This is a genomic window from Thalassobium sp. R2A62, from assembly GCF_000161835.1.
Classification (GTDB): domain Bacteria; phylum Pseudomonadota; class Alphaproteobacteria; order Rhodobacterales; family Rhodobacteraceae; genus Thalassobium.
The window spans coordinates 42,178-63,020 of the sequence record NZ_GG697169.2; the positions used below are offsets into that span (position 1 = coordinate 42,178).

At 51.4% G+C, this 20,843-nt stretch carries 24 protein-coding genes, 1 tRNA gene and 3 pseudogenes; 15 read left to right on the top strand and 13 right to left on the bottom strand.

Going from position 1 to position 20,843, the window contains the following annotated elements; genetic code table 11:
* Nucleotides 1-1,674, bottom strand: coding sequence for a cytochrome c oxidase subunit I (gene ctaD / locus TR2A62_RS00200; protein ID WP_009160264.1), 1,674 nt, complete (start codon nucleotides 1,672-1,674; stop codon nucleotides 1-3).
* A 345-nt stretch (nucleotides 1,675-2,019) separates the two neighbouring features.
* Here ctaD and TR2A62_RS00205 point away from each other — a divergent pair, with 345 nt between their 5' ends.
* Together TR2A62_RS00205 and TR2A62_RS18285 are read left to right on the top strand one after the other, a co-directional pair.
* The gene (locus tag TR2A62_RS00205; RefSeq protein ID WP_150103431.1) at nucleotides 2,020-2,250 is read left to right on the top strand and encodes a hypothetical protein; all 231 of its coding nucleotides are present in this window, start codon (nucleotides 2,020-2,022) and stop codon (nucleotides 2,248-2,250) included.
* On the top strand, nucleotides 2,247-2,423 hold the full coding sequence (locus TR2A62_RS18285) for a hypothetical protein (protein WP_009157743.1): 177 nt from the start codon (nucleotides 2,247-2,249) through the stop codon (nucleotides 2,421-2,423). The genes TR2A62_RS00205 and TR2A62_RS18285 overlap by 4 nt, the downstream gene beginning before the upstream one ends.
* Here TR2A62_RS18285 and TR2A62_RS17420 read toward each other — a convergent pair.
* Both TR2A62_RS17420 and TR2A62_RS17425 read right to left on the bottom strand, forming a co-directional pair.
* Entirely contained in the window at nucleotides 2,406-2,984 is a 579-nt protein-coding gene (locus TR2A62_RS17420; RefSeq protein ID WP_009157678.1) for a hypothetical protein, read from the bottom strand. The two genes, TR2A62_RS18285 and TR2A62_RS17420, sit on opposite strands and share 18 nt — an antisense overlap.
* A complete protein-coding gene (locus TR2A62_RS17425) occupies nucleotides 2,985-3,515 on the bottom strand; it encodes a hypothetical protein (RefSeq protein WP_009160641.1) in 531 nt (176 codons plus the stop codon).
* A gap of 117 nt (nucleotides 3,516-3,632) precedes the next feature.
* Between TR2A62_RS17425 and TR2A62_RS00215 the strand changes: the two genes are divergently transcribed.
* Nucleotides 3,633-3,842: a hypothetical protein gene (locus tag TR2A62_RS00215; RefSeq protein WP_150103433.1), complete on the top strand. Its 210-nt coding sequence runs from the start codon at nucleotides 3,633-3,635 to the stop codon at nucleotides 3,840-3,842.
* Here the strand turns inward: TR2A62_RS00215 and lipB are convergent, their stop codons facing one another.
* Nucleotides 3,843-4,517: a lipoyl(octanoyl) transferase LipB gene (gene lipB / locus TR2A62_RS00220; protein WP_009159018.1), complete on the bottom strand. Its 675-nt coding sequence runs from the start codon at nucleotides 4,515-4,517 to the stop codon at nucleotides 3,843-3,845.
* A 5-nt stretch (nucleotides 4,518-4,522) separates the two neighbouring features.
* On the bottom strand, nucleotides 4,523-5,293 hold the full coding sequence (locus TR2A62_RS00225; protein WP_150103434.1) for a LytTR family DNA-binding domain-containing protein: 771 nt from the start codon (nucleotides 5,291-5,293) through the stop codon (nucleotides 4,523-4,525).
* 91 nt (nucleotides 5,294-5,384) lie between these two features.
* On the opposite strand from TR2A62_RS00225, the gene TR2A62_RS00230 reads away from it, so the two are divergent.
* From TR2A62_RS00230 to TR2A62_RS00240, 3 genes are all read left to right on the top strand, one after another.
* Nucleotides 5,385-5,879 carry a DUF2306 domain-containing protein gene (locus TR2A62_RS00230; protein WP_009160168.1) on the top strand — a complete coding sequence of 165 codons (495 nt, stop codon included), beginning with the start codon at nucleotides 5,385-5,387 and terminating at the stop codon, nucleotides 5,877-5,879.
* Nucleotides 5,880-5,941: 62 nt separating this feature from the next.
* A tRNA-Leu gene (locus TR2A62_RS00235) sits at nucleotides 5,942-6,028 on the top strand.
* A 42-nt stretch (nucleotides 6,029-6,070) separates the two neighbouring features.
* A complete protein-coding gene (locus TR2A62_RS00240) occupies nucleotides 6,071-6,934 on the top strand; it encodes a tyrosine-type recombinase/integrase (protein ID WP_009160705.1) in 864 nt (287 codons plus the stop codon).
* Nucleotides 6,935-7,065: 131 nt separating this feature from the next.
* Here TR2A62_RS00240 and TR2A62_RS00245 read toward each other — a convergent pair whose 3' ends face one another.
* Entirely contained in the window at nucleotides 7,066-7,653 is a 588-nt protein-coding gene (locus tag TR2A62_RS00245; RefSeq protein WP_009158538.1) for a TetR/AcrR family transcriptional regulator, read from the bottom strand.
* Between the two features lie 86 nt (nucleotides 7,654-7,739).
* On the opposite strand from TR2A62_RS00245, the gene TR2A62_RS00250 reads away from it, so the two are divergent.
* From TR2A62_RS00250 to TR2A62_RS19460, 4 genes and pseudogenes are all read left to right on the top strand, one after another.
* Nucleotides 7,740-8,369: an NAD(P)-dependent oxidoreductase gene (locus tag TR2A62_RS00250; RefSeq protein ID WP_009158931.1), complete on the top strand. Its 630-nt coding sequence runs from the start codon at nucleotides 7,740-7,742 to the stop codon at nucleotides 8,367-8,369.
* Between the two features lie 11 nt (nucleotides 8,370-8,380).
* Nucleotides 8,381-8,854 carry a DUF1772 domain-containing protein gene (locus TR2A62_RS00255; RefSeq protein ID WP_223296043.1) on the top strand — a complete coding sequence of 158 codons (474 nt, stop codon included), beginning with the start codon at nucleotides 8,381-8,383 and terminating at the stop codon, nucleotides 8,852-8,854.
* Nucleotides 8,855-9,038: 184 nt separating this feature from the next.
* A protein-coding gene (locus tag TR2A62_RS17835) for an IS5 family transposase (RefSeq protein ID WP_150103435.1) occupies nucleotides 9,039-9,796 on the top strand; the annotation gives its coding sequence in 2 pieces (ribosomal slippage) (nucleotides 9,039-9,363 and nucleotides 9,363-9,796; 759 coding nt in all).
* Between the two features lie 504 nt (nucleotides 9,797-10,300).
* Nucleotides 10,301-10,417, top strand: a pseudogene (locus TR2A62_RS19460) (IS3 family transposase); the annotation flags it as partial.
* An 8-nt stretch (nucleotides 10,418-10,425) separates the two neighbouring features.
* Here TR2A62_RS19460 and TR2A62_RS00275 read toward each other — a convergent pair.
* Nucleotides 10,426-10,935, bottom strand: a complete 510-nt coding sequence (locus TR2A62_RS00275; RefSeq protein WP_009159412.1) for a tetratricopeptide repeat protein — start codon at nucleotides 10,933-10,935, stop codon at nucleotides 10,426-10,428.
* A 1,054-nt stretch (nucleotides 10,936-11,989) separates the two neighbouring features.
* Between TR2A62_RS00275 and TR2A62_RS17845 the strand changes: the two genes are divergently transcribed.
* Together TR2A62_RS17845 and TR2A62_RS17850 are read left to right on the top strand one after the other, a co-directional pair.
* Nucleotides 11,990-13,849 carry an acyltransferase family protein gene (locus TR2A62_RS17845; RefSeq protein ID WP_009157294.1) on the top strand — a complete coding sequence of 620 codons (1,860 nt, stop codon included), beginning with the start codon at nucleotides 11,990-11,992 and terminating at the stop codon, nucleotides 13,847-13,849.
* A 159-nt stretch (nucleotides 13,850-14,008) separates the two neighbouring features.
* A pseudogene (locus tag TR2A62_RS17850) lies at nucleotides 14,009-15,212 on the top strand (IS3 family transposase).
* 137 nt (nucleotides 15,213-15,349) lie between these two features.
* Here the strand turns inward: TR2A62_RS17850 and TR2A62_RS00300 are convergent.
* From TR2A62_RS00300 to TR2A62_RS17865, 6 genes are all read right to left on the bottom strand, one after another.
* The gene (locus TR2A62_RS00300; protein ID WP_040819924.1) at nucleotides 15,350-15,754 is read right to left on the bottom strand and encodes a hypothetical protein; all 405 of its coding nucleotides are present in this window, start codon (nucleotides 15,752-15,754) and stop codon (nucleotides 15,350-15,352) included.
* Between the two features lie 289 nt (nucleotides 15,755-16,043).
* Nucleotides 16,044-16,166 carry an HIT domain-containing protein gene (locus TR2A62_RS17855; RefSeq protein ID WP_150103436.1) on the bottom strand — a complete coding sequence of 41 codons (123 nt, stop codon included), beginning with the start codon at nucleotides 16,164-16,166 and terminating at the stop codon, nucleotides 16,044-16,046.
* Nucleotides 16,159-16,575: a VOC family protein gene (locus TR2A62_RS00305; protein ID WP_009160855.1), complete on the bottom strand. Its 417-nt coding sequence runs from the start codon at nucleotides 16,573-16,575 to the stop codon at nucleotides 16,159-16,161. Before TR2A62_RS00305 ends, TR2A62_RS17855 begins: the two co-directional genes overlap by 8 nt.
* Before the next feature lie 83 nt (nucleotides 16,576-16,658).
* Nucleotides 16,659-17,156, bottom strand: coding sequence for a hypothetical protein (locus TR2A62_RS00310; RefSeq protein ID WP_009157768.1), 498 nt, complete (start codon nucleotides 17,154-17,156; stop codon nucleotides 16,659-16,661).
* A 252-nt stretch (nucleotides 17,157-17,408) separates the two neighbouring features.
* Nucleotides 17,409-17,684, bottom strand: a complete 276-nt coding sequence (locus tag TR2A62_RS00315) for a replication initiator protein A (RefSeq protein ID WP_150103437.1) — start codon at nucleotides 17,682-17,684, stop codon at nucleotides 17,409-17,411.
* 90 nt (nucleotides 17,685-17,774) lie between these two features.
* A complete protein-coding gene (locus tag TR2A62_RS17865; RefSeq protein ID WP_083791011.1) occupies nucleotides 17,775-18,008 on the bottom strand; it encodes a hypothetical protein in 234 nt (77 codons plus the stop codon).
* A gap of 324 nt (nucleotides 18,009-18,332) precedes the next feature.
* Between TR2A62_RS17865 and TR2A62_RS00320 the strand changes: the two are divergent.
* From TR2A62_RS00320 to TR2A62_RS00330, 3 genes and pseudogenes are all read left to right on the top strand, one after another.
* A pseudogene (locus TR2A62_RS00320) lies at nucleotides 18,333-18,704 on the top strand (recombinase family protein); the annotation flags it as partial.
* Nucleotides 18,705-18,759: 55 nt separating this feature from the next.
* On the top strand, nucleotides 18,760-19,140 hold the full coding sequence (locus tag TR2A62_RS00325; protein ID WP_009160323.1) for an SEL1-like repeat protein: 381 nt from the start codon (nucleotides 18,760-18,762) through the stop codon (nucleotides 19,138-19,140).
* 579 nt (nucleotides 19,141-19,719) lie between these two features.
* Complete coding sequence (locus TR2A62_RS00330) at nucleotides 19,720-20,820, top strand: ABC transporter ATP-binding protein (protein WP_009160017.1); 1,101 nt, start codon at nucleotides 19,720-19,722, stop codon at nucleotides 20,818-20,820.
* Nucleotides 20,821-20,843 lie beyond the last annotated feature (23 nt).

Genomic DNA, 20,843 nt, shown 5'->3' on the forward strand with positions numbered 1-20,843 from the left:
TTAGTGGGCGTGCGGTTTGTCCCAGTCTTCCTGCTTGGGCAGGGTTTCGAATGTGTGCTCTGGGGGAGGGGACGGCAATGTCCACTCGAGCGTATCCGCATACTCGTTCCATGGGTTCGGCTCGGTCACACGGCGACCGGCGAACAATGTGTAGAACAGCACGCCGATAAAGAACACGAACGATGCAAAGGACAAGAACGCACCCCAGCTGGAGATATAGTTCCAATATGCGAACGCTTCTGGGTAGTCGATGTAGCGGCGTGGCATACCTTGGCGACCCAAGAAGTGCTGTGGGAAGAAGGTGATGTTGGCACCGATGAACATCATCCAGAAGTGCAGTTTACCTGCCCATTCAGGATACATGCGGCCCGACATTTTCGGCAGATAGAAATAAACACCTGCAAAGATCGAGAACACAGCACCCAGCGACATCACGTAGTGGAAGTGCGCAACCACATAGTATGTGTCGTGATAGACGCGGTCGACGCCAGCCTGCGACAGAACGATGCCGGTCACACCACCAACGGTGAAGAGGAACAAGAAGCCGAATGCCCAGAGCATCGGTGTCTTGAACTCGACCGAACCGCCCCACATCGTGGCAATCCAACTGAAGATCTTGACCCCCGTGGGCACCGCAATGACCATCGTCGCCAGCATAAAGTAGGACTGCTGGTTCAGTGTCATGCCGACTGTGTACATGTGGTGCGCCCACACGACAAAGCCCAGCGCGCCAATTGCAACCATCGCGTAGACCATTGGCAGGTAGCCAAAGATCGGTTTGCGAGAGAACGTCGCGATAACGTGGCTGATGATACCAAAGCCCGGCACGATGATGATGTAGACCTCTGGGTGACCAAAGAACCACAAGATGTGCTGGTACAGGATCGGGTCGCCGCCGCCCTCTGGCTGGAAGAACGTTGTGCCAAAGTTACGGTCGGTAAGGAGCATGGTGATCGCACCTGCAAGCACTGGCAGTGCCAAGAGGATCAGCCAAGCTGTGACAAAGATCGACCAAGAGAACAGCGGTACCTTGTGCAGGGTCATCCCTGGTGCGCGCATGTTCAGGAAGGTTGTGATCATGTTGATCGCACCCAAGATCGAAGAGGCACCCGAGACGTGGACCGCAAAGATCGCGAGGTCCATCGACATGCCAGCCTCAGATGTCGAGAGCGGCGGATAGAGAACCCAACCCACGCCCGAACCAAGCTGGCCGTTGCCACCTGGTGAAAGCATCGAAGCAACACCCAGCGACGTACCTGCAAAATACATCCAGAACGACAAGTTGTTCATGCGAGGGAACGCCATGTCCGGCGCGCCGATCTGCAGCGGCATAAAGTAGTTGCCGAAACCGCCGAATAGGGCCGGAATAACTACAAAGAACATCATCAGGACACCGTGATAGGTGATCATAACGTTCCAGAGGTGGCCGTTTGGCGTACAGGTTGCAGCGCTATCTGCGATAAAACGTGCACCTTCGAGGCACATGTACTGAACCTGCGGCTCCATAAGCTCGAGGCGCATGTAAACAGTGAAGAGAACGGAGACGAAACCTACGGCACCTGCGGTGAACAGGTAGAGGATCCCGATGTCTTTGTGATTTGTGGACATGACCCAGCGCGTGAAAAAGTTGCGCTGATCTTCGTGCTCATGGCCGTGGATGGCGGCGTCTGCCATAGGGCTCTCCCATTTATCTTGGCTACAGACCAACGAAGGACGAGTCGGATGTCCCCATCGGCTTTTACGGCGTTCTAATCGCCCTTGCCGCGATGGGCAATAAAGGATGCAGTATTTGGGGTGGGTTAATTTGGCGCAGGCAACAGAGGCTGTGTTGCTTAATTCCTGACCATTTAGAGAAACCTGACCATTTAGAGAAAATTGTCCGAGGTCCTCGAGGTTTTCACACTTTTCTCAGGCGCCAGTCACAGCATTTCGTGATTACTTTAGGACAACGCCGCCGGTGGGGTGCGCGATGTGGAAGACAGATCCAGACCTACTGGACCGCATCTGATGGGGGTCACAATGAAACGGATTGACGTCGAGGCACGGGCTGACGTGCTTTTGGACAAGAGCGATTTTGCTGGGCTCCGGGGTCTGCTGCGTGGGGCTGCGTATCATGTACCAGCCGAGTATTTGAATGCTCCGTTTGGTATGGACGAGGCACTGGGCCGTCTTTTTGACCCGCTGGCGCCCGAGTGTGACCGCGGCATCGGGTGTTTGACCCGCCTATGCGGAATGCCCGATATCATTTGAGCCGGATTGGTGGCGATACGCGCCTGCGGGTTCTGGAAATGGGCGACGATGCGACAGGTCGTGCGGATGTCTGGGCGCATCTAGGTGAAACGTTTGCCGTAGCGTCGGTTTCAGCTGGCCAAGACCGTGCGGCGACAATGGTTCAGAGCCGGAACCTAGTGGTAGGTTTGTAAAAGACCGAAGCAGACGTGTTTGTTTTGCGTGCCGGTGCTAATGATTTGTTGGGGCATGGGCGGCTTGCACGGGTTCTGGGAAACGTTGATCCAGGCGCTGGTGTCGCAATTGATGCACCAGCGCATGGCGCGGCTGCGGGCAAAGCTCTCGAGTTTGAGCTGGTGCATCAAGCCGATGCCAGCCACCAGCAAACGGTGATCTTCGATTTCGTTGACAGGCAAGCCTTTGGTGTGGGCGATGGCATCGCTGGCAATGGTGCGGCCAACTGTTTTAACAATCTCGGACACTGCGGCGCCGTCGCCATGCAAGAAATCACGCACCGAACCTGAGAATTGCCGTGTCCAGAGGATGACCCGCGATGTGGCGTCAATAAAGTCAGCGTCAAGGATCACTTCGTCATCGAGCACCCGCAGGCTGCCGGTCACACAATAGTCGACGGCTAGGTTGTCGCGGACATCCTTCAAGACAAAGGGCTGTTTCGCGATCTCACGCGCTGACAAATGCGAAATCACTGCGATCAGATTCGAGCGAGACAACGCCCGACATGTTTCTTCGGCCAATCAGTCGCCCAAGACCTGATGGTCTGGGCTGCCCATGATGATCTTGAAAGGGAGGATCGAGATCGACGGCAGGATCGCCTTGGTGATGGGCTGAAAGCTGGCCCCATAAAGGGAATAGATTTGTCTAGGATTGTTGCGGATGCTGTCGGTCCATTCGACATATCCCTTTTCGCGCAGGTTCAGCCCCTCGAGGAATTCACCACGCCCCGGTTCGCCGACAAAGTGTACATGTTCTAGTTGCAACGCGATTTCGGAATTGGTTGACGCAATCAGGCAGCTGAATGCGTCTTCGCCCATTGCCTTTTTAATGTCGGCCAAGGCGCGGCGCAGGCTCTGGCGTCCGGTATCATAGTCCGAGCGGTCCCAAAGTGTTTCCTGAAGAAACGAGCATGTCCGACGCCCAAAAGGCGCCGTCGCCAATAGGGCGAACAACGCTTTGTGCTTTGTTCCCGTAATTTCAAAACCTGTCCCATCGATCCCGTGGACAGTGCAGGCCCCAAAGAGGCTGATCTCTAGTCGTTTTTTAGTCACGTTTTTCCAAGTCCCTTGCGGGTCTGTTATGAGCGTAACCTTGCCTATCCCCTTTATCCAAGGGACTTCACATTTTTTTCACGCGAGTTGCCCGAATTACTCCCTTAGGTTGTCGGTATGACATACCAAAAGGACATACCGAACGTGGCAAACGCTCAGCCGACCTGTGACCTTGTTGATTTCTACAATCGCTGGCCCAGCTCGCGCGGCTCAGCTCTGAGCATTTTGGATCGCTCTGATCTAAAGGCAGACGAGCGGGACGTGCTGTCGTGGTTGATGCATCTTGCTGACCGCATCGGACCAGAGGATCTTCGCGGGTCCGACTAGTTAATCAATCTGGCGGGCCAGAGGCCCGTTGGAAAATTGCATATCAAACGTACGGCGCAGCGCGAGATCAAGATCGTCCATTGTTACGGGCAGGCCGAGATCGACCAATGACGTCACGCCGTGCTGCGAGATACCGCATGGCACGATGCCGTCGAAATGCGACAGGTCCGGTTCGAGATTGATGCTGAGGCCATGAAAGCTGACCCATTTGCGCAAGCGGATGCCCAACGCGGCGATCTTGTCTTCGTGCGGGGTGCCATCGGGCGAGAGCGGTTTGTCATTGCGGGCGACCCAGACGCCGACCCGTCCATCGCGCCGTTCCCCTGTGACATTGAATTCGGTAAGGGTGGCGATGATCCAATCTTCGATCGCTTGGACAAATTTGCGCACATCCCGCCCACGCGCGCCGACATCCAACAGAACATAGGCGACCCGCTGGCCGGGACCGTGATAGGTGTATTGCCCACCTCGCGCGCTCTCGAAGACGGGAAAGCGATCGGGGTCGACCAGATCGACAGGCTTGGCGCTGGTTCCAGCGGTATAGAGCGGTGGATGTTCGACCAACCAAATCGCCTCGTCCGCGGTTCCTGCGCGGATCGCGGCGGCACGGGTTTCCATCCATGCGACGGCGTCGTCGTATTCTGTCAGCCCGACGCTGGTAATCCATTCAACCATTTTGCTTAACCTTTGCCCTTGGGCAACAGGCCCGCATCACGTACGGCGGGTATATAAGTGCGGCTGACGGGAATGACAGTGCCGTCGGACATGGTCAATTCGGCACGGTCGCCAGTGCGGCTTGCTGATGTGACTTGGGACAACGCAACCCAATGGGATCGATGAACCTGCAATCCTGTCGTTGCCCCGACTTCGCGCATCGCATCGCTGAGACGCATCAAGATCAGCTCGGACCCTTTGGTCGTGCGAATATCTGTATAGTGGTCTTGGACAGAGAGGCTGATAATGGCGCCGCGTTTGTCAAAGGGCAGGCGGTCCAGAAGTGGAACGGTGTCATCGTCAGACATCGTCTTGCGTTTAAAGACGTGGAAAATCACGACAACAATGCCGGACACCACGGTCGCATTTACCAAGATCAACAGCGCATAGCCAATCTGGTCTGGCCAAATGCCGTAGACGATCCCGTTCAATAAAAAGAGCCATACTGACACCATGATCCCGTCGAGGACGGCCAAACAAGTGAGGGCGACCCAGATTGGTCGGCCAAGCCGCCAAGGTTCTGTCAATACAGACATCAAGACACCGATCTTGAACGTGCCAAACACGATCGCCATCCAATAGAGACAGCGCGGCAACAGCGACAGGTTCTGGTCAGTCCCAAACGGTCCCGCCAACCCAAGCGCCAATGACACGCCCAAAAGGGTCACCCAAGCACGCGGGTCGCTAAGAACACCCCGCATTTCACGAAGCGCGTGTTGCATTTGGCCGGTACTCACGAAGCTCTCCTGCAAATTGCGTATCCGGAATTGCGGAACGCTAAGGGTTTGGGTGGTGTTGCTAACACGACCAGACAAAAGGAAAAACCCTATGACACTTGATCCGCTCTTTGCCGCACCACCCGTTGTTCAGTTTCACGTGGCTGTTGCCATGATCAGCCTATTGATTGGGCCCATTGCCATTTTCCCGCGTCGCCGCAAACGGCTGCATAAGACGGTTGGTTACTTCTGGGTGCTGGCCATGGTCGCGACGGCGCTGTCGTCGTTCTTTATTCATAGCTTTGATGTTTTGTGGGGGCTGAGCCCGATCCACTTTTTTGCGTTCCTGACGCTGTATTCGGTGACGATGGGCATTTGGCACATCACCCAAGGCAACGTCGCTGCACACCGCAACCACATGGTCGGGCTCTACGGGCAGGGGCTTTTGATCGCTGGATTGGCCAACTTTTTGCCGGGCCGGACAACCAACCGTGTGTTCTTTGAAAGCAGCCCCGAGCTTGGCTATGTAATGATCGCGCTGGGCGGGATTTGCATCGTCACTTGGATGTCGCGGGGCGGTGTACGCCGGACACCGGTGGCCGCGTGATTTTGGCTCTTGGCAACCCAAATCCGCTGGTCTATACGCCCCCTTGTCCTACCAGACTACGTGCGGTCGTGGCGGAATTGGTAGACGCGCAGCGTTGAGGTCGCTGTGGGGTAACACCCGTGGAAGTTCGAGTCTTCTCGACCGCACCATACTTATTCCAGTTTCACCTTTAGATTCTGGAGTTTAGACAAATGGCCCTTCTCAGCGAAATCTACCGCGAATATCTCGACCTCAAAGAGATCAATCCAAAGCCCTCAGAGCAGTCTGTAAGGCGACTCATAGAGGTAGCTGGTGATTTACCTGTGGATCAGTACGCCAGAAGCCATGCTAAAGCGTTCCTAGCGTCCTACAGTGAGCAGAAAACCAGCACCCGTAGAAGAAGGCTCCAGTGTCTTTCGTCTATCCTGAACTTTGCTTATTGGGAGTACGACATAGACAAGAGTAACCCGTTCTCAAGGGTCATTATCAAGGGTGAAGGTAAGGATGCGACCTCAAGGGAACCGTTCTCTGTGGTTGAACTCAAGAAGCTGTACAGCGCCTCTCTAGCCTATGGTCAGCTACGCTTGATACTACCTATACTTGGTGAAACTGGTTGTCGCTTGTCTGAGGTTCTTGGCCTCATGAAACAGGATGTAATCCACACTGAGGACTTACTGGTTATTAATATCAGAGAGAATGATTGCAGGGGTCTCAAGACTGAGAATAGCAAGAGGTCGCTACCTGTCGTGTCTGATAGTGCCACAAAAGCCCTACAGAAGTTACTAGAGGCTCAGAGCGACAGTCCTTACCTGTTCCGGCGTTATGCTTCTTGTGGCTACCTGAACAGTGCAACGGCCTCAGCAACGTTCTTTAAACACCTCAAGCAGCCCTTTGACGGTAAGACCACCCACAGCCTAAGACATGGCTTCAGGGACCGCCTGAGAGACTGTGACGTGCCTTTAGAAGCTATAGATCAGGTTGGTGGATGGTCTAGTGTAGGAGGCGTAGGAACCAACTACGGTAAAGGCTACAGTCTGCCTAAACTCGCTGATTACCTACGCAGGATAGCTATTTAATCGGAGTCGGTGGGATGTTAGCATCTAGGCTCTGGACCTATAAACGGGGCGCGGCTTCAACGGCAGCTTTGACCCAGAGCAGACACTGGCGAAAAATGCGGCTATGACCGAGTTGCGGACTTTCCGGACCTTCAGGTTCGCGATATCAGCGTGGCTTCAGCAGTTTTCTTGAGTGTTTGCTCATATTCCAACTGCGACCAGCCACACTCACGCACCAAACGCTCCCAGTTTTCGACAGATAAGAGAGTCCATAAAAGGTCGGTAGCCGTTACCGTTGTCAGCCCATCTGTCAAAAAACCATCCTCTGAGATGGCGTGTATTGCGGCTTCACATCCGTGCCTGACGGCCTGCATCCGGTCATTCCACGCGACTGCTGCTTCTGTGTCGGAATTGCACATGGCGCGCAAGGCAACTGACATGCCGTGAATTTCGGGGATGTAGCCGCCCCAGCCCTCGATGAAGGCGTGCAATCGTTCTACCCCCGACGCCGCCGAGCGGCTGCGTGCCAGTCGCGCGTCCACGTTTTTCACCACATCGATGTGGCGGGTTGTGGCCACAAGCAGCTCAGCGCGATTCGGAAAATGCAGGTAGAGCGCCTGACGGCTAATGCCCGCGGCTTTTGCGATATCTGACATTCGGACGGTTTTGTCCCCATTTTCTAACAGGTTCCATGTCACATCGAGAATGCGGGTTTTGGTGTTAATCAGCTTACTTGACATCACGTAAAGTTATAGCTTATTGACGCCATGTCAACTTTACACAGTGTCAAGCAATGGACTTGCACCAAAACCGTAGGAGAACAAAAATGAAAGTCATCGTGTTTGGAGCCACCGGCAGTGTTGGCCACTTGGCTGTGAAAGAGCTTCTCGAGGCTGGCCACGAAGTCACGGCCTTTGCCCGCAAGCCAGAAAAACTTGGTTTGACTGACGCCAACCTGTTTCGAACCGCTGGCGATGCATTGGATGCCAAAGACGTCCTTGAAGCGGTCAAAGGCCATGACGCTGCTGTGATTACGCTTGGGTCGGGCTTGTCGCGCAAAAGCGTCATTCGTTCACAAGGCACAATGAATGTCATCCGGGCGATGCAGGCTCAAGGCGTGAAGCGCCTTATCTGTCAGTCCACGCTTGGCGCTCGTGACAGCTGGTCCAATCTAAACTTCTGGTGGAAGCGGGTGATGTTCGGTGCGCTCCTGGCCCCGGTTTTTCGCGATCATGAACTGCAAGAGCAACTGGTCGAGGCCAGCGGACTCGACTGGACGATCGTGCGCCCTGCGGCCTTCTCCGATGAGGCTACCCGGCGCCCTGTTATTGAGGATGTGCCGAACAGCGCACGCGGACTGGACCTGAAAATCTCGCGTGGAGAACTGGCACGTTTCCTGACCCGCCAGGTGATCGACTCGCAGTATCTGGGCCGCGCCGTTGGCTTGTCGAGCTGATGGGGGTGGACATGATGACTTGGATTCTACTGGTTTCTGGTCTTTTGATGGCTCTGATCTCCGGCGTGTTCCTGAGCTTTTCTGATTTCGTGATGAGGGGGCTTGCGCAAGCCCCCGGCACGGCGGGAGCCACGGGCATGATCGGGCTTAACCGCACGGTATATAAATCGATCTTCATGGTTTTGTTTATGGGGTTGGTACTGGGTTCCATAGCGCTTGCCTTGTGGGCCTATTGGCAATTGGATGGCGCAGCGTTGTCTTTGGTTGTCACAGGAACGCTGAGCTACCTTGTTGGCGTCTTAGCCGTGACTGGCTTTGGAAATGTTCCGATGAACAACCGTCTGGATGCCACATCCGAGCGATCGGGCGACATGGCCATCTATTGGACGGACTATGCAAAGCGTTGGACGTGGCTGAACCACATTCGGACCGCCGCTTCGGCCTTCGCGGCACTTTCCTGGCTTATAGCAGCCAATCTGCTTTAATATGCGCGACTGAGCTGAGCGGGCTAACTTCTTGCTGAGCTCAGACGGAGTTGTCTTGTTTGGGCTCAGTGCCGTCATCTGACGATTTTTGTCGGATGACTGGTTCGGGATGGATAGCGGACCTTGCGATGGTCGATTCCATTCACCCATGTAACGTGATTCATGTGCGACAGGAGGATTGTCCATGTCGCATCTATTCTGGCTCGACCAAGAGCGTCTCAACCGCATCAAGCATATGTTCCCAAAGCCACGGGGGGTTGCTCGTGCTGACGACCGAAAGGTTCTCAGCGGCATCATCCATGTCATTCGCAATGGCTTGCGCTGGCGGGAAGCTCCGTCCGATTATGGGCCACATAAGACGCTTTACAACCGATGGGCTCGATGGTCCCAGATGGGCGTCTTTGCGCGCATCCTGACCGAATTGGCCGCTCAAGGCGATGAAACAGGCACGCTAATGATTGATGCGACCCACCTGAAGACCCATCGTACAGCGTCCAGCATGGGGCTTAAAAAGGGGGGCGTGGACGCCTCATTGGCCGCACCAAGGGTGGCCTGAACTCCAAACTCCATGCTGTGACCGATGCGGTGGGTCGTCCAATTCAGCTATTCCTGACAGCGGGGAACGTCAGCGACTACATCGGCGCACGGGCGCTTTTACCCTCACTACCTGCTGCGGAATGGATGTTAGCGGATCGCGGATATGATGCCGACTGGTTCCGAGAAGGCTTGAAAGAAAGAAGCATTAAACCCTGCATCCCATCGCGGCGGAACCGCAAAGACGTCATCCAACATGACACCAAGATTTATCGAAGCCGTCACAAGATTGAGAACATGTTTGGGCGGCTGAAAGACTGGCGCAGGGTCGCAACCCGCTATGACAGGTGCCCTGTTATCTTCATGTCTGCCATCGCCCTTGCGGCAACGGTCTTGTTTTGGTTATGAGTCCAGAGCCTAGACCGTGGAAGCTTGAAGTTTGGCCTATGGGATTTTAGGGTGATCTGGCTAGATATTTGTTTGGGGAAGAACCTTACATGATAAAGAAGCTTGCGATTGGATGTTTGTTTGCCGCTACAGTAGCTAAAGGATTAGCGGCTCAGTCGATTCAAGGGGTCTGGGGACAGTCGCAGGAAATATGCAATATGGCAGACCCTGGTGATAACCCACCCATCATCGTGACGGAAAACAGTATTAGGTACTATGAAGCTAGCTGTACGCTGGAAAACCCTACCAGCCTTCGAGATATGCCCGAGGGCAAGTTATATGATCAAGAGTGTTGGGCAGAAGGAGAGTATTTCGATGCAGGTAGGGCGTTCATTGCAACAAACGGTCTCGAAGGATTGATAATCTACGAGAGTGGATATGCCACGACTTACGTGCGATGTTAGCTAGCGTACTAATCGCATCCATCCGAGGCGTACCTTGCCCTAGATCGATGCAATCAGATAAATCAGCGTAACTGAACAAACCCACTACCGTTGGAAGAAGAAGTACGATGGAATGGGCAGGAAACAGCTTAAAGAACTGAAGCGGTTACAGCCGAAGCTAGCTGAGTACCTACGCCGGATAGCTATTTAATTCTTACTGCCACAGTTCTGGTAATTGCTGCTCATGCAGTCTCTTGCCATAGCTTGGGCTGTTGAGATGTCTTGCGGGGTCATTCGTTCGGCTATCAGATCGCGGATGCTTGAACTTAATGTATTACCGTTTGCAATACCGATATTGTACCACATGTGCGCTAGAATATTATCTTGAGGAACACCCTCACCCCGCTGGTAAATCCAACCTAAACTGTATTGACTAAAAGCTTGCCCCTGTTCAGCAGCCCTACGATGCCAATTCACTGCTTCCGTATAGTCTTGAGGGACACCCTCACCGTTCCCGTACATGACACCTAAGCCAAATTGAGCGTCAGCATCCCCTTGTTCAGCTAAAGGTCTCCACTCCTGAAGAGCAGTCGCATAATCACCAGCGTCATAAGCAGCTGCACCCTTTTGGAAATCTTGAGCCTGAGCAGTGCCATAGTTCAAAGAACTCACAGAGAGAGCTAGAACGACAGCCACAGCAGAGATGATCTTCTTCATAATATGAACCTTTGTTGCGCTTGCTTTAGCTCTATTCAAATGAGCAACGCATGTAGATCAGGGGGAGGGCAACAAACGAAGCTGGGCGACGGGGTCTTTCGTGACACGAGGGAACATCGGCCAGTGGAAGAGATTTCGTCCGTAATTATCCGAGCATTCGTTTGTTGCTGAGTCGTAGCTAACATAGGAAGTCTCATTATGATAGTATTTAGTGTTGGTCATGCACTGGTATTGAATGACGCACAATACAAGTAAGTGATAGCCTGACGCCAACCTGTGTTACCTATTAGGTGCTGGCGTCAGACATTCATTCATTCAGCTTGGTTCAGGGCTTACTCTGTGCGGCGGTTCTTTGACTTGCAGGTGCTTAAATAAGATACGCTGTAGCACCTCCTCATCAGGCTCTTCTGGATACTTCCTTGAGATTTCTATGGCCTCAGAAACAACCTCAGAGCAGGATACTGGTATCGGGATGTGCTTTAGGTCATCGCTAGGACCACCATATCGGCAATGCGTCCTGTAACTTGCGTAGAATGGTTGTGTGAGTGCCTCTTGGACTAGCTTTTCATCCTGTAGCTCATCCCATAGGCACTCTACGTAGTCTGTGATTTCAGGATCATCGCGTCGGACTAGCGTAGCGTAGCGTAGCGTAACGTTTAGTCATGATAGTAATCCTTGTTCTTAACCACATCCTTGCAAGCGTGGATCATGTGGTGCTTGAGGGAAAAGCCTTCAGCAGCTTCCCAGACCTCTGAGGTCACAGGTGTCCGTCGTCATATAAAATGGGACATGAGAGCGGTTTGAGCAATGGAGGCTCTGCCTCTTATGTGTGATTGATTAGGCACCCCCGAAAACACTGCGTAGGGGGCTAGTCCAGCAAGTGCGAGAGTTCATCTCGCTCACTGTCTTGTTTTTCCTACGGATCGGGTTTCGTACTTCTGTTTCCAGACCTCGCTCCAATGTCTGACGTCATTGCATGCTGGACAAGTTTAAGTATTTGAATAAGGGAAAGAAGGTGGCTACGAGGCGCATTGGATAAGGACGTAAAGGCAATATGCAATATAGACGAGAGATTGACGGACTGCGTGCAGTTGCTGTGCTGCCGGTTATTTTGTTTCATGCTGGTTTCAGTGTGTTTAGCGGCGGCTACGTTGGCGTTGATGTGTTTTTTGTTATTAGTGGCTACCTGATCACGAGCATATTGATTGGTGAGTTGGAGCAGGGTAACTTTTCCATTCTGCGCTTTTATGAACGCAGAGCACGAAGGATTTTGCCAGCTCTGTTTGTAGTAATGTTGGCTTGTTTGCCTTTTGCATACATGTGGATGTTGCCATCGCAGCTAGAAGACTTTGCACAAAGTTTAGTTGCAGTAAGTCTGTTTTTATCAAACTGGTTGTTTTGGTCTGAAGCTAGTTATTTTGCCTCCGCAACTGAGCTAAAACCACTTCTACACACTTGGAGCCTGGCTGTTGAGGAACAGTATTACTTAATGTTTCCACTGTTATTGTTGCTGTGTTGGCGAATTTTTCGACCCTTCACTTTCGGTTTCATATTTCTGCTAGCGGCGATGAGTTTTTTGTTGGCGGAATGGGGTTGGCGGAATGAGCCAGAAATCAACTTCTACTTTACGTTTTCGCGATTTTGGGAACTTTTAGTAGGTTCAATGTGCGCATTTTTGACTGTCGGTCAGAAACAACGATCGAGCAATTTTCTAGGTGCAATTGGCATAGCACTGATTATATCTGCAATATTTTATTATGATGAGAATACTCCTTTCCCAAGCGCATACGCACTTGTACCGGTAGTAGGCACAGCACTTATCATTTTGTTTGCTGACAAAACAACATGGACTGCGCGTTTGCTATCGACGCGCGGTTTTGTTGGCGTTGGGCTGATTTCGTACAGCGCTTACTTGTGGCACCAACCGTTGTTTGCGTTTGCACGAATACGCAGCCTAACTGAACCCAGCCACTATTTGATGGCGTTACTCGCTGCCGCTGCGCTGTTACTAGCGTGGGTGACTTGGCGTTGGGTGGAACAACCTTTTAGAAATCGTGCAAATCCAATACTTGTAACGCGGCGCAGTGTGTTTGCCGCAAGTGGGGCTGTTGGAGCAATATTTGTGGCTATTGGTTTTTCAGTGGACCAAGGTGAGGGGCTTGAAGGACGTTGGTCAGACGTTGGAATTGCAAAATTTTTTGAGAATTACGAAGCAAAGCATATGAGAAAAGAATGCTTTTTAACATCAGGTCGAAACGAGTTTAGCATGTATGATCAAGCAACTTGTTTGCCAGTAAGTGATAGTATTAAAAATGTTTTGATTGTAGGAGATTCTCATGGAGCTCATTTGGCTCAGGCAATGATTGATGAATATCCGGATTTAAATATTTTGCATGCGACGTCTTCTGGGTGCACGGCGCTTCTTCCATTAGATGGAGCAGGTCGCTGCACTGATTTATTTGATTTTATCTATAATGAATTTTTACCCAATAACACTATGGATATAATTGTGTTATCTAGCCGCGTTGACCGTTCTGCTGTGGCTTCTTTTTCACGCACAATAAGAGAGTTGTTGGAATTTTCTGAAAGAATAATTGTGGTGGGACCTGTTCCTGAGTACAATCCCGTTCTCTGGCATTCTATTGCTAAGTCACAGTATTATGGCAGTGAATATGATTCAGAATATCTATATTTAAATACATTGAAACTTGACCGTTTTGAAGTTGACAGTGAAGTAAGAGACGCATTAGAGGGCATTGAAAATTCATATTATTACTCTGTTTTAAATGAGCATTGCTCTCCTTTGTGTCCCGTATATTCTTCTGAAGGAGAGTTATGGACTTTTGATTATGGTCATCTAACCTATTCTTCCGCTGTAGATGTTGTCCGCAGCATGGGAGAGCTGTTACGTTGAAGAAATAATTGAATTGTCATGTTTACAATTATTTTCTGCGACCTGATTTAGGCGGCATTGTACAATGTCGCATGAAAGTGGTTATTTATGGAAATGTGATGCTGAGCCTCCCCCTTTGAAGTGGTCCGCCCCTATCGTTAGGAAAGCGGAGGACCAACGATGGCCATTAAGAGACCAAAGCCCGAAGAGATAGTCGTGAAGTTACGGCAGGTTGAAGTTCTGATGGGACAAGGCATGCCCCGGATTGATGCAATCAGACAGATCGGTGTGACTGAACAAACCTATTATCGCTGGAAGAAGAAACGAGACCTTTTCGCCATTGGTTCGAGAATAACGGTCGAGTGCGGAATGGGCACAGAACAACTGAAGGAACTGAAGCGGCTACAAAAAGAGAATGATCGTCTTCGGCGTGCAGTATCCGACCTGACATTGGACAAGCTGATTTTGAGGGAGGCCGCATCGGGAAACTTCTGAGCCCCTCGCGTCGGCGGGCCTGCATCGACCATGTTCGCAGTCAGTTCAAAGTTTCAGAGCGACGGGTTTGTCGCGTTCTGGGCCAGCACCGATCCACACAACGTCGATTGCCACATGGGCGTGCTGACGAAGAACGCTTGGTCGCGGATATGATTGAGCTGACACGCCAATACGGTCGATATGGCTATCGTCGGGTTGCAGCCCTGCTGAGAGACGCAGGCTGGCAAGTGAATGACAAACGTGTGGAACGTCTGTGGCGGCGTGAGGGGCTTAAAGTGCCCATGAAACAACCGAAGAAAGGGCGGCTCTGGCTCAATGATGGGTCGTGCGTCCGGCTGCGCCCCGAGTATCGCAATCATGTCTGGTCTTATGCACTGTCTGACAGGCGATTGCGTAGCAATCTGCTGAGAAGGACTTCGTTCATCACCGAACTGACGATGGCAGGGCGTTCCGGACATTGAACATCTTGGACGAACACAGCCGGGAATGTCTGGCGATCCGGGTCAAACGGAAGTTGAACTCGACGGAGGTCATCGACGCTCTTACAGACCTGTTCATCCTGCGAGGGGTTCCTGCCCACATCCGTTCAGATAACGGTCCCGAGTTCATCGCTGAGGCTGTCAGGGACTGGATCAACGCTGTTGGAGCCAAGACCGCATATATCAAACCCGGATCGCCCTGGGAGAACGGATACTGCGAGAGTTTCAACGGATGAATGAGGGATGAATTGCTGAACGGCGAAATCTTCTACTCGCTGCGTGAGGCCAAAATCATTATCGAAAGATGGAGGAACCATTACAACACCAAGCGACCACACAGTGCATTGGGCTACCGCCCACCAGCGCCAGAAGCCATCGTACCGATGGACCAAAGGCCAATCATGCACTAACTTTCAACATGGACCACTCAAGTGCGGCTGCTCAACCTGTGTTGCCTATTAGGTGCTGGCGTCAGACATTCATTCAGCTTGGTTCAGTGAGACTGATGTCAGCGGGTGAGCCAAAATTAAGCTCTTAGCCCATTATACTATTTACAGGGGTAAAGATTCCACTCTGCTTTGCCCTCTGGATCAGACTCGTAAGTAAACATGTAATACTTACCATTCAGCTCAGATAATGCCTCAGAGGCGGTCTCAAATATAGCGCCGCCTCTAAATGATACGCCACCAGCTTCCGTCATGTTTCCAACGCCATCACACTTGTATGTGGCAACACCTTCTGCACAGAAAATAACTCCTGCATGAGCATGACCTAACCAAGAGCCATCAGGTCTCATGTGAGCGGTAAATGCTGCTTGTGTCTGTACATCATGGCCTAAAAGTTTTCCGTCACCAACAGTGGTTGTTTCCATAGCGGGTAAACCATATTGCCCAGAGTCTATCGGTTTACTAGTTTCCTGAAGGTTCATTGATCCGGCTCTATCACCCAGCATTTCATTCTCCTATTTGGCTAATTTCTAAAGGTCCCTAGTACGGTTTTTATACATGATTAGTCGTTTTGGGTAGATCTGCACGATAAGCCGTTACTCTTAAGTCAAACCAGTTTAAATATCATATTGGTTTGGTGCTGAACCTTGGGGCTTAGTCTGACGCCAACCTGTGTTACCTATTAGGTGCTGGTGTCAGACAATTATTAGCTTGGTTTAGGCTTCGAAGATGGTTGAACAAGAAATCAGAGATTTTGACGACGCGCCCACCTAGGCACCTCAAGGGCGAACGCCATCAGTACCCCTGCTTACTTGGGATAACCCCACGCACCCCACCTCTCGGGTCAACGACATCACCATCAAGCCTTGGTATCAAGTGTACGTGTACATGGAACACAGTCTGACCTGAATTATCCAACTGATTGGTGGACTTCGATTACATTGCCTTCTGGGTCGTGAAAGAAGACCTGATGCCATTCTTTGGCGAAAGCTGTGCCATAATCGGAGTACGGGATACCCTTGTTGTCCAGAAGGACCATGAAGGCTGCAATGTCGTCAGTTTTAAAGGCTATATGACCTTTTTCAATAGGGTTGATGACCTCACCATTCTTGAAAGCTACTGTCAGGTCCTTGGTAGCTAGGTGCATTTGCATCTTGCCGTCCGTGGCAAATCTAATCTTTCCGTCATAGCCACTTGAATTAGTCGCATTGGGTCTGGGGAATGACTGGATTGGAATGTCATCTAGGCCAAGCACCTGCGTGTAGAAATCATGCAAGCGATCCACGTCTTCAGATACGAAATTGATATGGTGGAACTCTAGTTTCATTTGGCCTCTCTCTGACGATAATCTCTATTTGTTCTAGTAATGGGAGGGCCATAGAAACGGTCCCTTTATCACTGCTACTATGATTATTTTGATAGGTAATTCCCTGATAGTTCTAGCCACTTGGTGAACTTAGTCTTCCTGTCATGATACTGGCTAACAGGTTCAATACGGATAGGCGTGTGGTATGCAACAACTACAGGTTCTTCATATCCTTTAATATTTCCAGATACCTTCCCAGAATGATTGTGTCGTTCATTCTTAATGTCGTGGTCTACCGTATAGTTTGTTACCTTATGGGTTGCTTGATCTAGGGCACGTCGCAGCTCAGGTTCCTTGTCGCACTGAATGATGAAGCTGTCATGGATGCACAGAACTGGGATGTCTTTCTGGGTGAAGTGATCAATCACCAAGTTCGCAATTTGGCTGTCTATGTTCATTAGCCTGAGGGCTTGACCGGTATTGAGTATACCATCGAACTGTGGATGCTTGTTTGTGAAGGCATCCAGAAGCGCACCTAGCTGAAGATCGGTTAGGCACTGGCCCAGTTTGTCCGCGTCAGGCTGAAAGTATTGCTGTTGCAAAGCCTAAGAGTGCTTACAAAGGACGTAAGGCTTCTATCGACCGTGATGTGATTAGCAGCATGATCAAGGCTAGATCGTCTCTTACATCGATAGCCAAGTCTCTGGCCTTCTCTAGACAGAGTGTCCACCGCATGAAAGCAGAGCTAGGGTTGTGATCTAGTCGATAGGGTCCCGCCAGATTCTCACCAAAGATCGGACTGGATCAGGTTTGCTCCTCGGAAGCCAAGACAAAAAAAATCTGCGGTCCTACTCTCAGCCGAACAAACGTTTCCGAAACCCTTGGCCTTCTTTGTCCGTGTGAGCCAGTAAACGGGTCGCCTGTTGACGCCAGTGTTCACGATCTTCCTCAAGTTCAGCGATGTGCTTGTCTGCTGCCTGAAGTTTCACCTCTGACTCAATGGTTTCCCTGACCACTTCAGCATCATCGATCAGCCCAAAGACTTTCCAGTGTTCTTGGCCACCTTGGCAGATGTTGGTTTCGATCTGAGTTCCCAGCAATCGTCGTAGCGAGTTTTGAGGTCGTCTCATCGAAGATTCACACACTGCGCTTCTACTCTAAACTGCGCGTAGCCTTTGTAACGGGTAGCTACATATGCTTGATAACCTCAGAAGGACATCTTAATTCGAGATCGCAATAGCATCTATCATTGAACTACTACCACTACTAGACGAGCTCATCGCGGCTATCAGAATTGCGATAAAAATCAACGGTATTAATAACCCTGATGATGATGAGGTGGAGCTGGTTTCCTCTATAATGACAGGGACTTCCATAATAGGCTCAGCCAAAGAGCCGGCGAAAGAGGATGATGCAATCATCGCGATAGCAGCTGCTAATATTACTTTTTTCATGTTGTTTCTTTCCTAGTCGTGTTCGGTTTCTAGGTGTTTGTTAATAACAGTTAATCATTTTTAAACCGAAAAAGCTACACATATTCAATTCTGGGTGGCCCGAGTGTGCCTAGACGGACCTGGGTTCATTGAGCTAGGTCCTGAAAATCGGACACTGCCTGATACATATCCGCTGTCTGGCCCTCTGTGGCACATATGGCCTCACCACGCTTGCTTATGAATGCTGAGATGGCTTTGTCACACATGGCCGGTAGGGCGGCTCTCTGGGTGTCTGTGTGGGTCGTTTCAGTCAGGCGATAAGGATGCTGATCGCCAGCGCTTAAAGAGATGTTGGCTTACATCCGTGGTGGTGATGAGGTTGTGGTATTCAGCATCGACCGTCTGGCCCGTAACCTCAGAGACCTTGAGGACATCATCAAAGAGATCAACGGCAAGGATGCTAGCGTCACGTTCTTCTCTGAGAACCTCACCTTCTCTGGCCGTGATGATGCTATGTCCACGCTGATGCTACAGATGATGGGAAGTTTTGCTCAGTTTGAACGCTCTATGACCCTCAAGCGTCAGGCAGAGGGGATCGCAGCCGCTAAAGCTAAACGACATACTGAGCCTCCCCCTTTGAAGTGGTCCGCCCCTATAGTTAGGAAAGCGGAGGACCAGAGATGGCGATTAAGAGACCCCTGTACGGTCCTCACTTGAAGCCCCTTCTTCACCTTTCTAGCAATCGCATTGGACAATTTCAAAGGTAGTAATCATGCGTAAGTTTCTCGCTTCAGCAGCAATCGTTTTCACCTTGACTGGTACGGTTCAGGCTCAAGATTTCGACAAGGGTTGGAAGGCTTATGAGGCTGGTGATTATGCCACGGCTTTGCAGCAGTGGAGACCTTTAGCTGAACAGGGACATCCTAACGCTCAATTCAACTTGGGGGTCATGCACTTAAAAGGTCAGGGCGTTCTGCAAGACTACTTAATGGCGCACATGTGGTATAACATTGCCAGTGCCAAAGGGTATGAAGCTGGAGCCTCGGGCAGGGACTATATAGCTCGGCGGTTTCTGACCGCTGGCTATATCTTAAAGGCTCAAGTCATGGCTGAAGACTGTATGTCTAGCAACTACCAAAACTGCGGTGACTGAGTGTCCTGTAGCTAACCGTAGCGACCACTAGGGCTTCCTACGGTAGATGCTTTTGGTGACGAGCAGTCATCATAGTTCGAAGAACTCACGTATGCATCACATCGCATACTAGAAACTCATCCTCAGATGGACAGTAGCCCCCTAAGAGAGCCTAAGAGAACCTAAGATACCCTACAGGACCACCGCGCAGAACACTTGAGATACACTGCGGTAAGTCACCCGTGGAATGTTCCGCCGAGTGAAGTGAGGTGGCTTGAAGAGTCTTCTCGACCGCACCAATCCCCCCCCCGGAGATGAGAGTGAAACAGGTACTGCCTGCCCACGCACCGAATCCGTTAGCGCTCCAAATTTTGCCGAAAATCCGAGGTGTTGCCGAAAATCGCGCTAGTGATGGCGATCTCTTTCGAGGCCAAAGGCCTGAAAATCGCCTATTTATAGGGCGTCTGGCCCGAGTCTGGAATTCTTCGGTCAATTCAGTTGCAATAAGAAATTCTGTCCGTTTTACTCGGCCATGGTAAAAGCAGAGCCGCCCCGAAAGGGGAAGAGCAATAACTGCAAAGAAACAAAGGGAGTCGCGCGTTGTCAGCAACCGCAAGCGATGCTGCATTCGTCGAATTCGAACGTGTGCAGAAGAGTTACGATGGCGAAAATCTCGTCGTCAAAGATTTGAATCTGTCGATGCCTCAGGGCGAATTCCTGACAATGCTTGGACCATCGGGATCGGGCAAGACGACTTGCTTGATGATGTTGGCGGGCTTTGAGACCGCGACACACGGTGAAATCCGATTGGATGGCGTGTCGATCAACAACATCCCACCGCACAAACGCGGTATTGGCATGGTGTTTCAGAATTACGCATTGTTCCCGCACATGACAGTTGGCGAAAACCTCGCCTTTCCACTGGAAGTCCGCAAAATGGGCAAGTCGGATCGCGATGAAAAAGTACGCCGCGCTTTGGACATGGTCCAGATGGGTGCCTTTGCCGGTCGCCGTCCTGCACAATTGTCGGGTGGCCAACAGCAGCGTATCGCGCTGGCCCGTGCATTGGTGTTCCAACCCGAACTGGTCTTGATGGACGAGCCACTGGGTGCGTTGGACAAACAGCTGCGCGAAACCTTGCAGTTTGAAATCACGAACCTTGCCCACGAGTTGGGGATTACGGTTGTTTACGTGACCCACGACCAGACCGAGGCTCTGACCATGTCGGACCGCGTTGCTGTGTTCGATGATGGCCGCATCCAACAGCTGGCTCCGCCAGACGAGCTGTATGAGGCGCCGCAAAACAGTTTCGTTGCGCAGTTCATCGGCGAGAACAACACGCTTGAGGGTGTCGTCAAAGAGATCAAGGGCGATACGTGCATCGTTCAGCTCGACAGTGGCGATATCATTGATGCGAAACCTGTGAATGTCGCAACGGTGGGTGAGCGCACGCGCGTCTCGATCCGCCCCGAGCGAGTTGAATTCGACAAAAACCGTCTGTCGCCATATGCGCATACGCTCAAAGCGACGGTCAAAGAATTCATCTACATGGGTGACATCTTCCGGACGCGTCTGTCTGTCGCGGGCACCGAAGATTTTGTCATCAAGTCGCGCAACGCACCCGATCAGACCCGCCTCACTCCGGGACGAGAGATTGAGATTGGTTGGCTACCGCAGGACTGTCGCGCACTTGATGCTTAACGCCTGACGCCACCTGAACGAGA

What these genes read in the sequence shown, in the direction of transcription:
- TR2A62_RS00255 (WP_223296043.1), top strand. Translation starts at nt 8,381, where the DNA reads ATGATGACTTGGATTCTACTGGTTTCTGGTCTTTTGATGGCTCTGATC.
- TR2A62_RS00230 (WP_009160168.1), top strand. Translation starts at nt 5,385, where the DNA reads ATGACACTTGATCCGCTCTTTGCCGCACCACCCGTTGTTCAGTTTCAC.
- ctaD (WP_009160264.1), bottom strand. Translation starts at nt 1,674, where the DNA reads ATGGCAGACGCCGCCATCCACGGCCATGAGCACGAAGATCAGCGCAAC.
- TR2A62_RS00240 (WP_009160705.1), top strand. Translation starts at nt 6,071, where the DNA reads ATGGCCCTTCTCAGCGAAATCTACCGCGAATATCTCGACCTCAAAGAG.
- TR2A62_RS00215 (WP_150103433.1), top strand. Translation starts at nt 3,633, where the DNA reads ATGACATACCAAAAGGACATACCGAACGTGGCAAACGCTCAGCCGACC.
- TR2A62_RS17845 (WP_009157294.1), top strand. Translation starts at nt 11,990, where the DNA reads ATGCAATATAGACGAGAGATTGACGGACTGCGTGCAGTTGCTGTGCTG.
- TR2A62_RS00325 (WP_009160323.1), top strand. Translation starts at nt 18,760, where the DNA reads ATGCGTAAGTTTCTCGCTTCAGCAGCAATCGTTTTCACCTTGACTGGT.
- TR2A62_RS00205 (WP_150103431.1), top strand. Translation starts at nt 2,020, where the DNA reads ATGAAACGGATTGACGTCGAGGCACGGGCTGACGTGCTTTTGGACAAG.
- TR2A62_RS17865 (WP_083791011.1), bottom strand. Translation starts at nt 18,008, where the DNA reads ATGAAAAAAGTAATATTAGCAGCTGCTATCGCGATGATTGCATCATCC.
- TR2A62_RS00275 (WP_009159412.1), bottom strand. Translation starts at nt 10,935, where the DNA reads ATGAAGAAGATCATCTCTGCTGTGGCTGTCGTTCTAGCTCTCTCTGTG.
- TR2A62_RS00245 (WP_009158538.1), bottom strand. Translation starts at nt 7,653, where the DNA reads ATGTCAAGTAAGCTGATTAACACCAAAACCCGCATTCTCGATGTGACA.
- TR2A62_RS00305 (WP_009160855.1), bottom strand. Translation starts at nt 16,575, where the DNA reads ATGAAACTAGAGTTCCACCATATCAATTTCGTATCTGAAGACGTGGAT.
- TR2A62_RS00250 (WP_009158931.1), top strand. Translation starts at nt 7,740, where the DNA reads ATGAAAGTCATCGTGTTTGGAGCCACCGGCAGTGTTGGCCACTTGGCT.
- TR2A62_RS00300 (WP_040819924.1), bottom strand. Translation starts at nt 15,754, where the DNA reads ATGCTGGGTGATAGAGCCGGATCAATGAACCTTCAGGAAACTAGTAAA.
- TR2A62_RS00315 (WP_150103437.1), bottom strand. Translation starts at nt 17,684, where the DNA reads ATGAGACGACCTCAAAACTCGCTACGACGATTGCTGGGAACTCAGATC.
- lipB (WP_009159018.1), bottom strand. Translation starts at nt 4,517, where the DNA reads ATGGTTGAATGGATTACCAGCGTCGGGCTGACAGAATACGACGACGCC.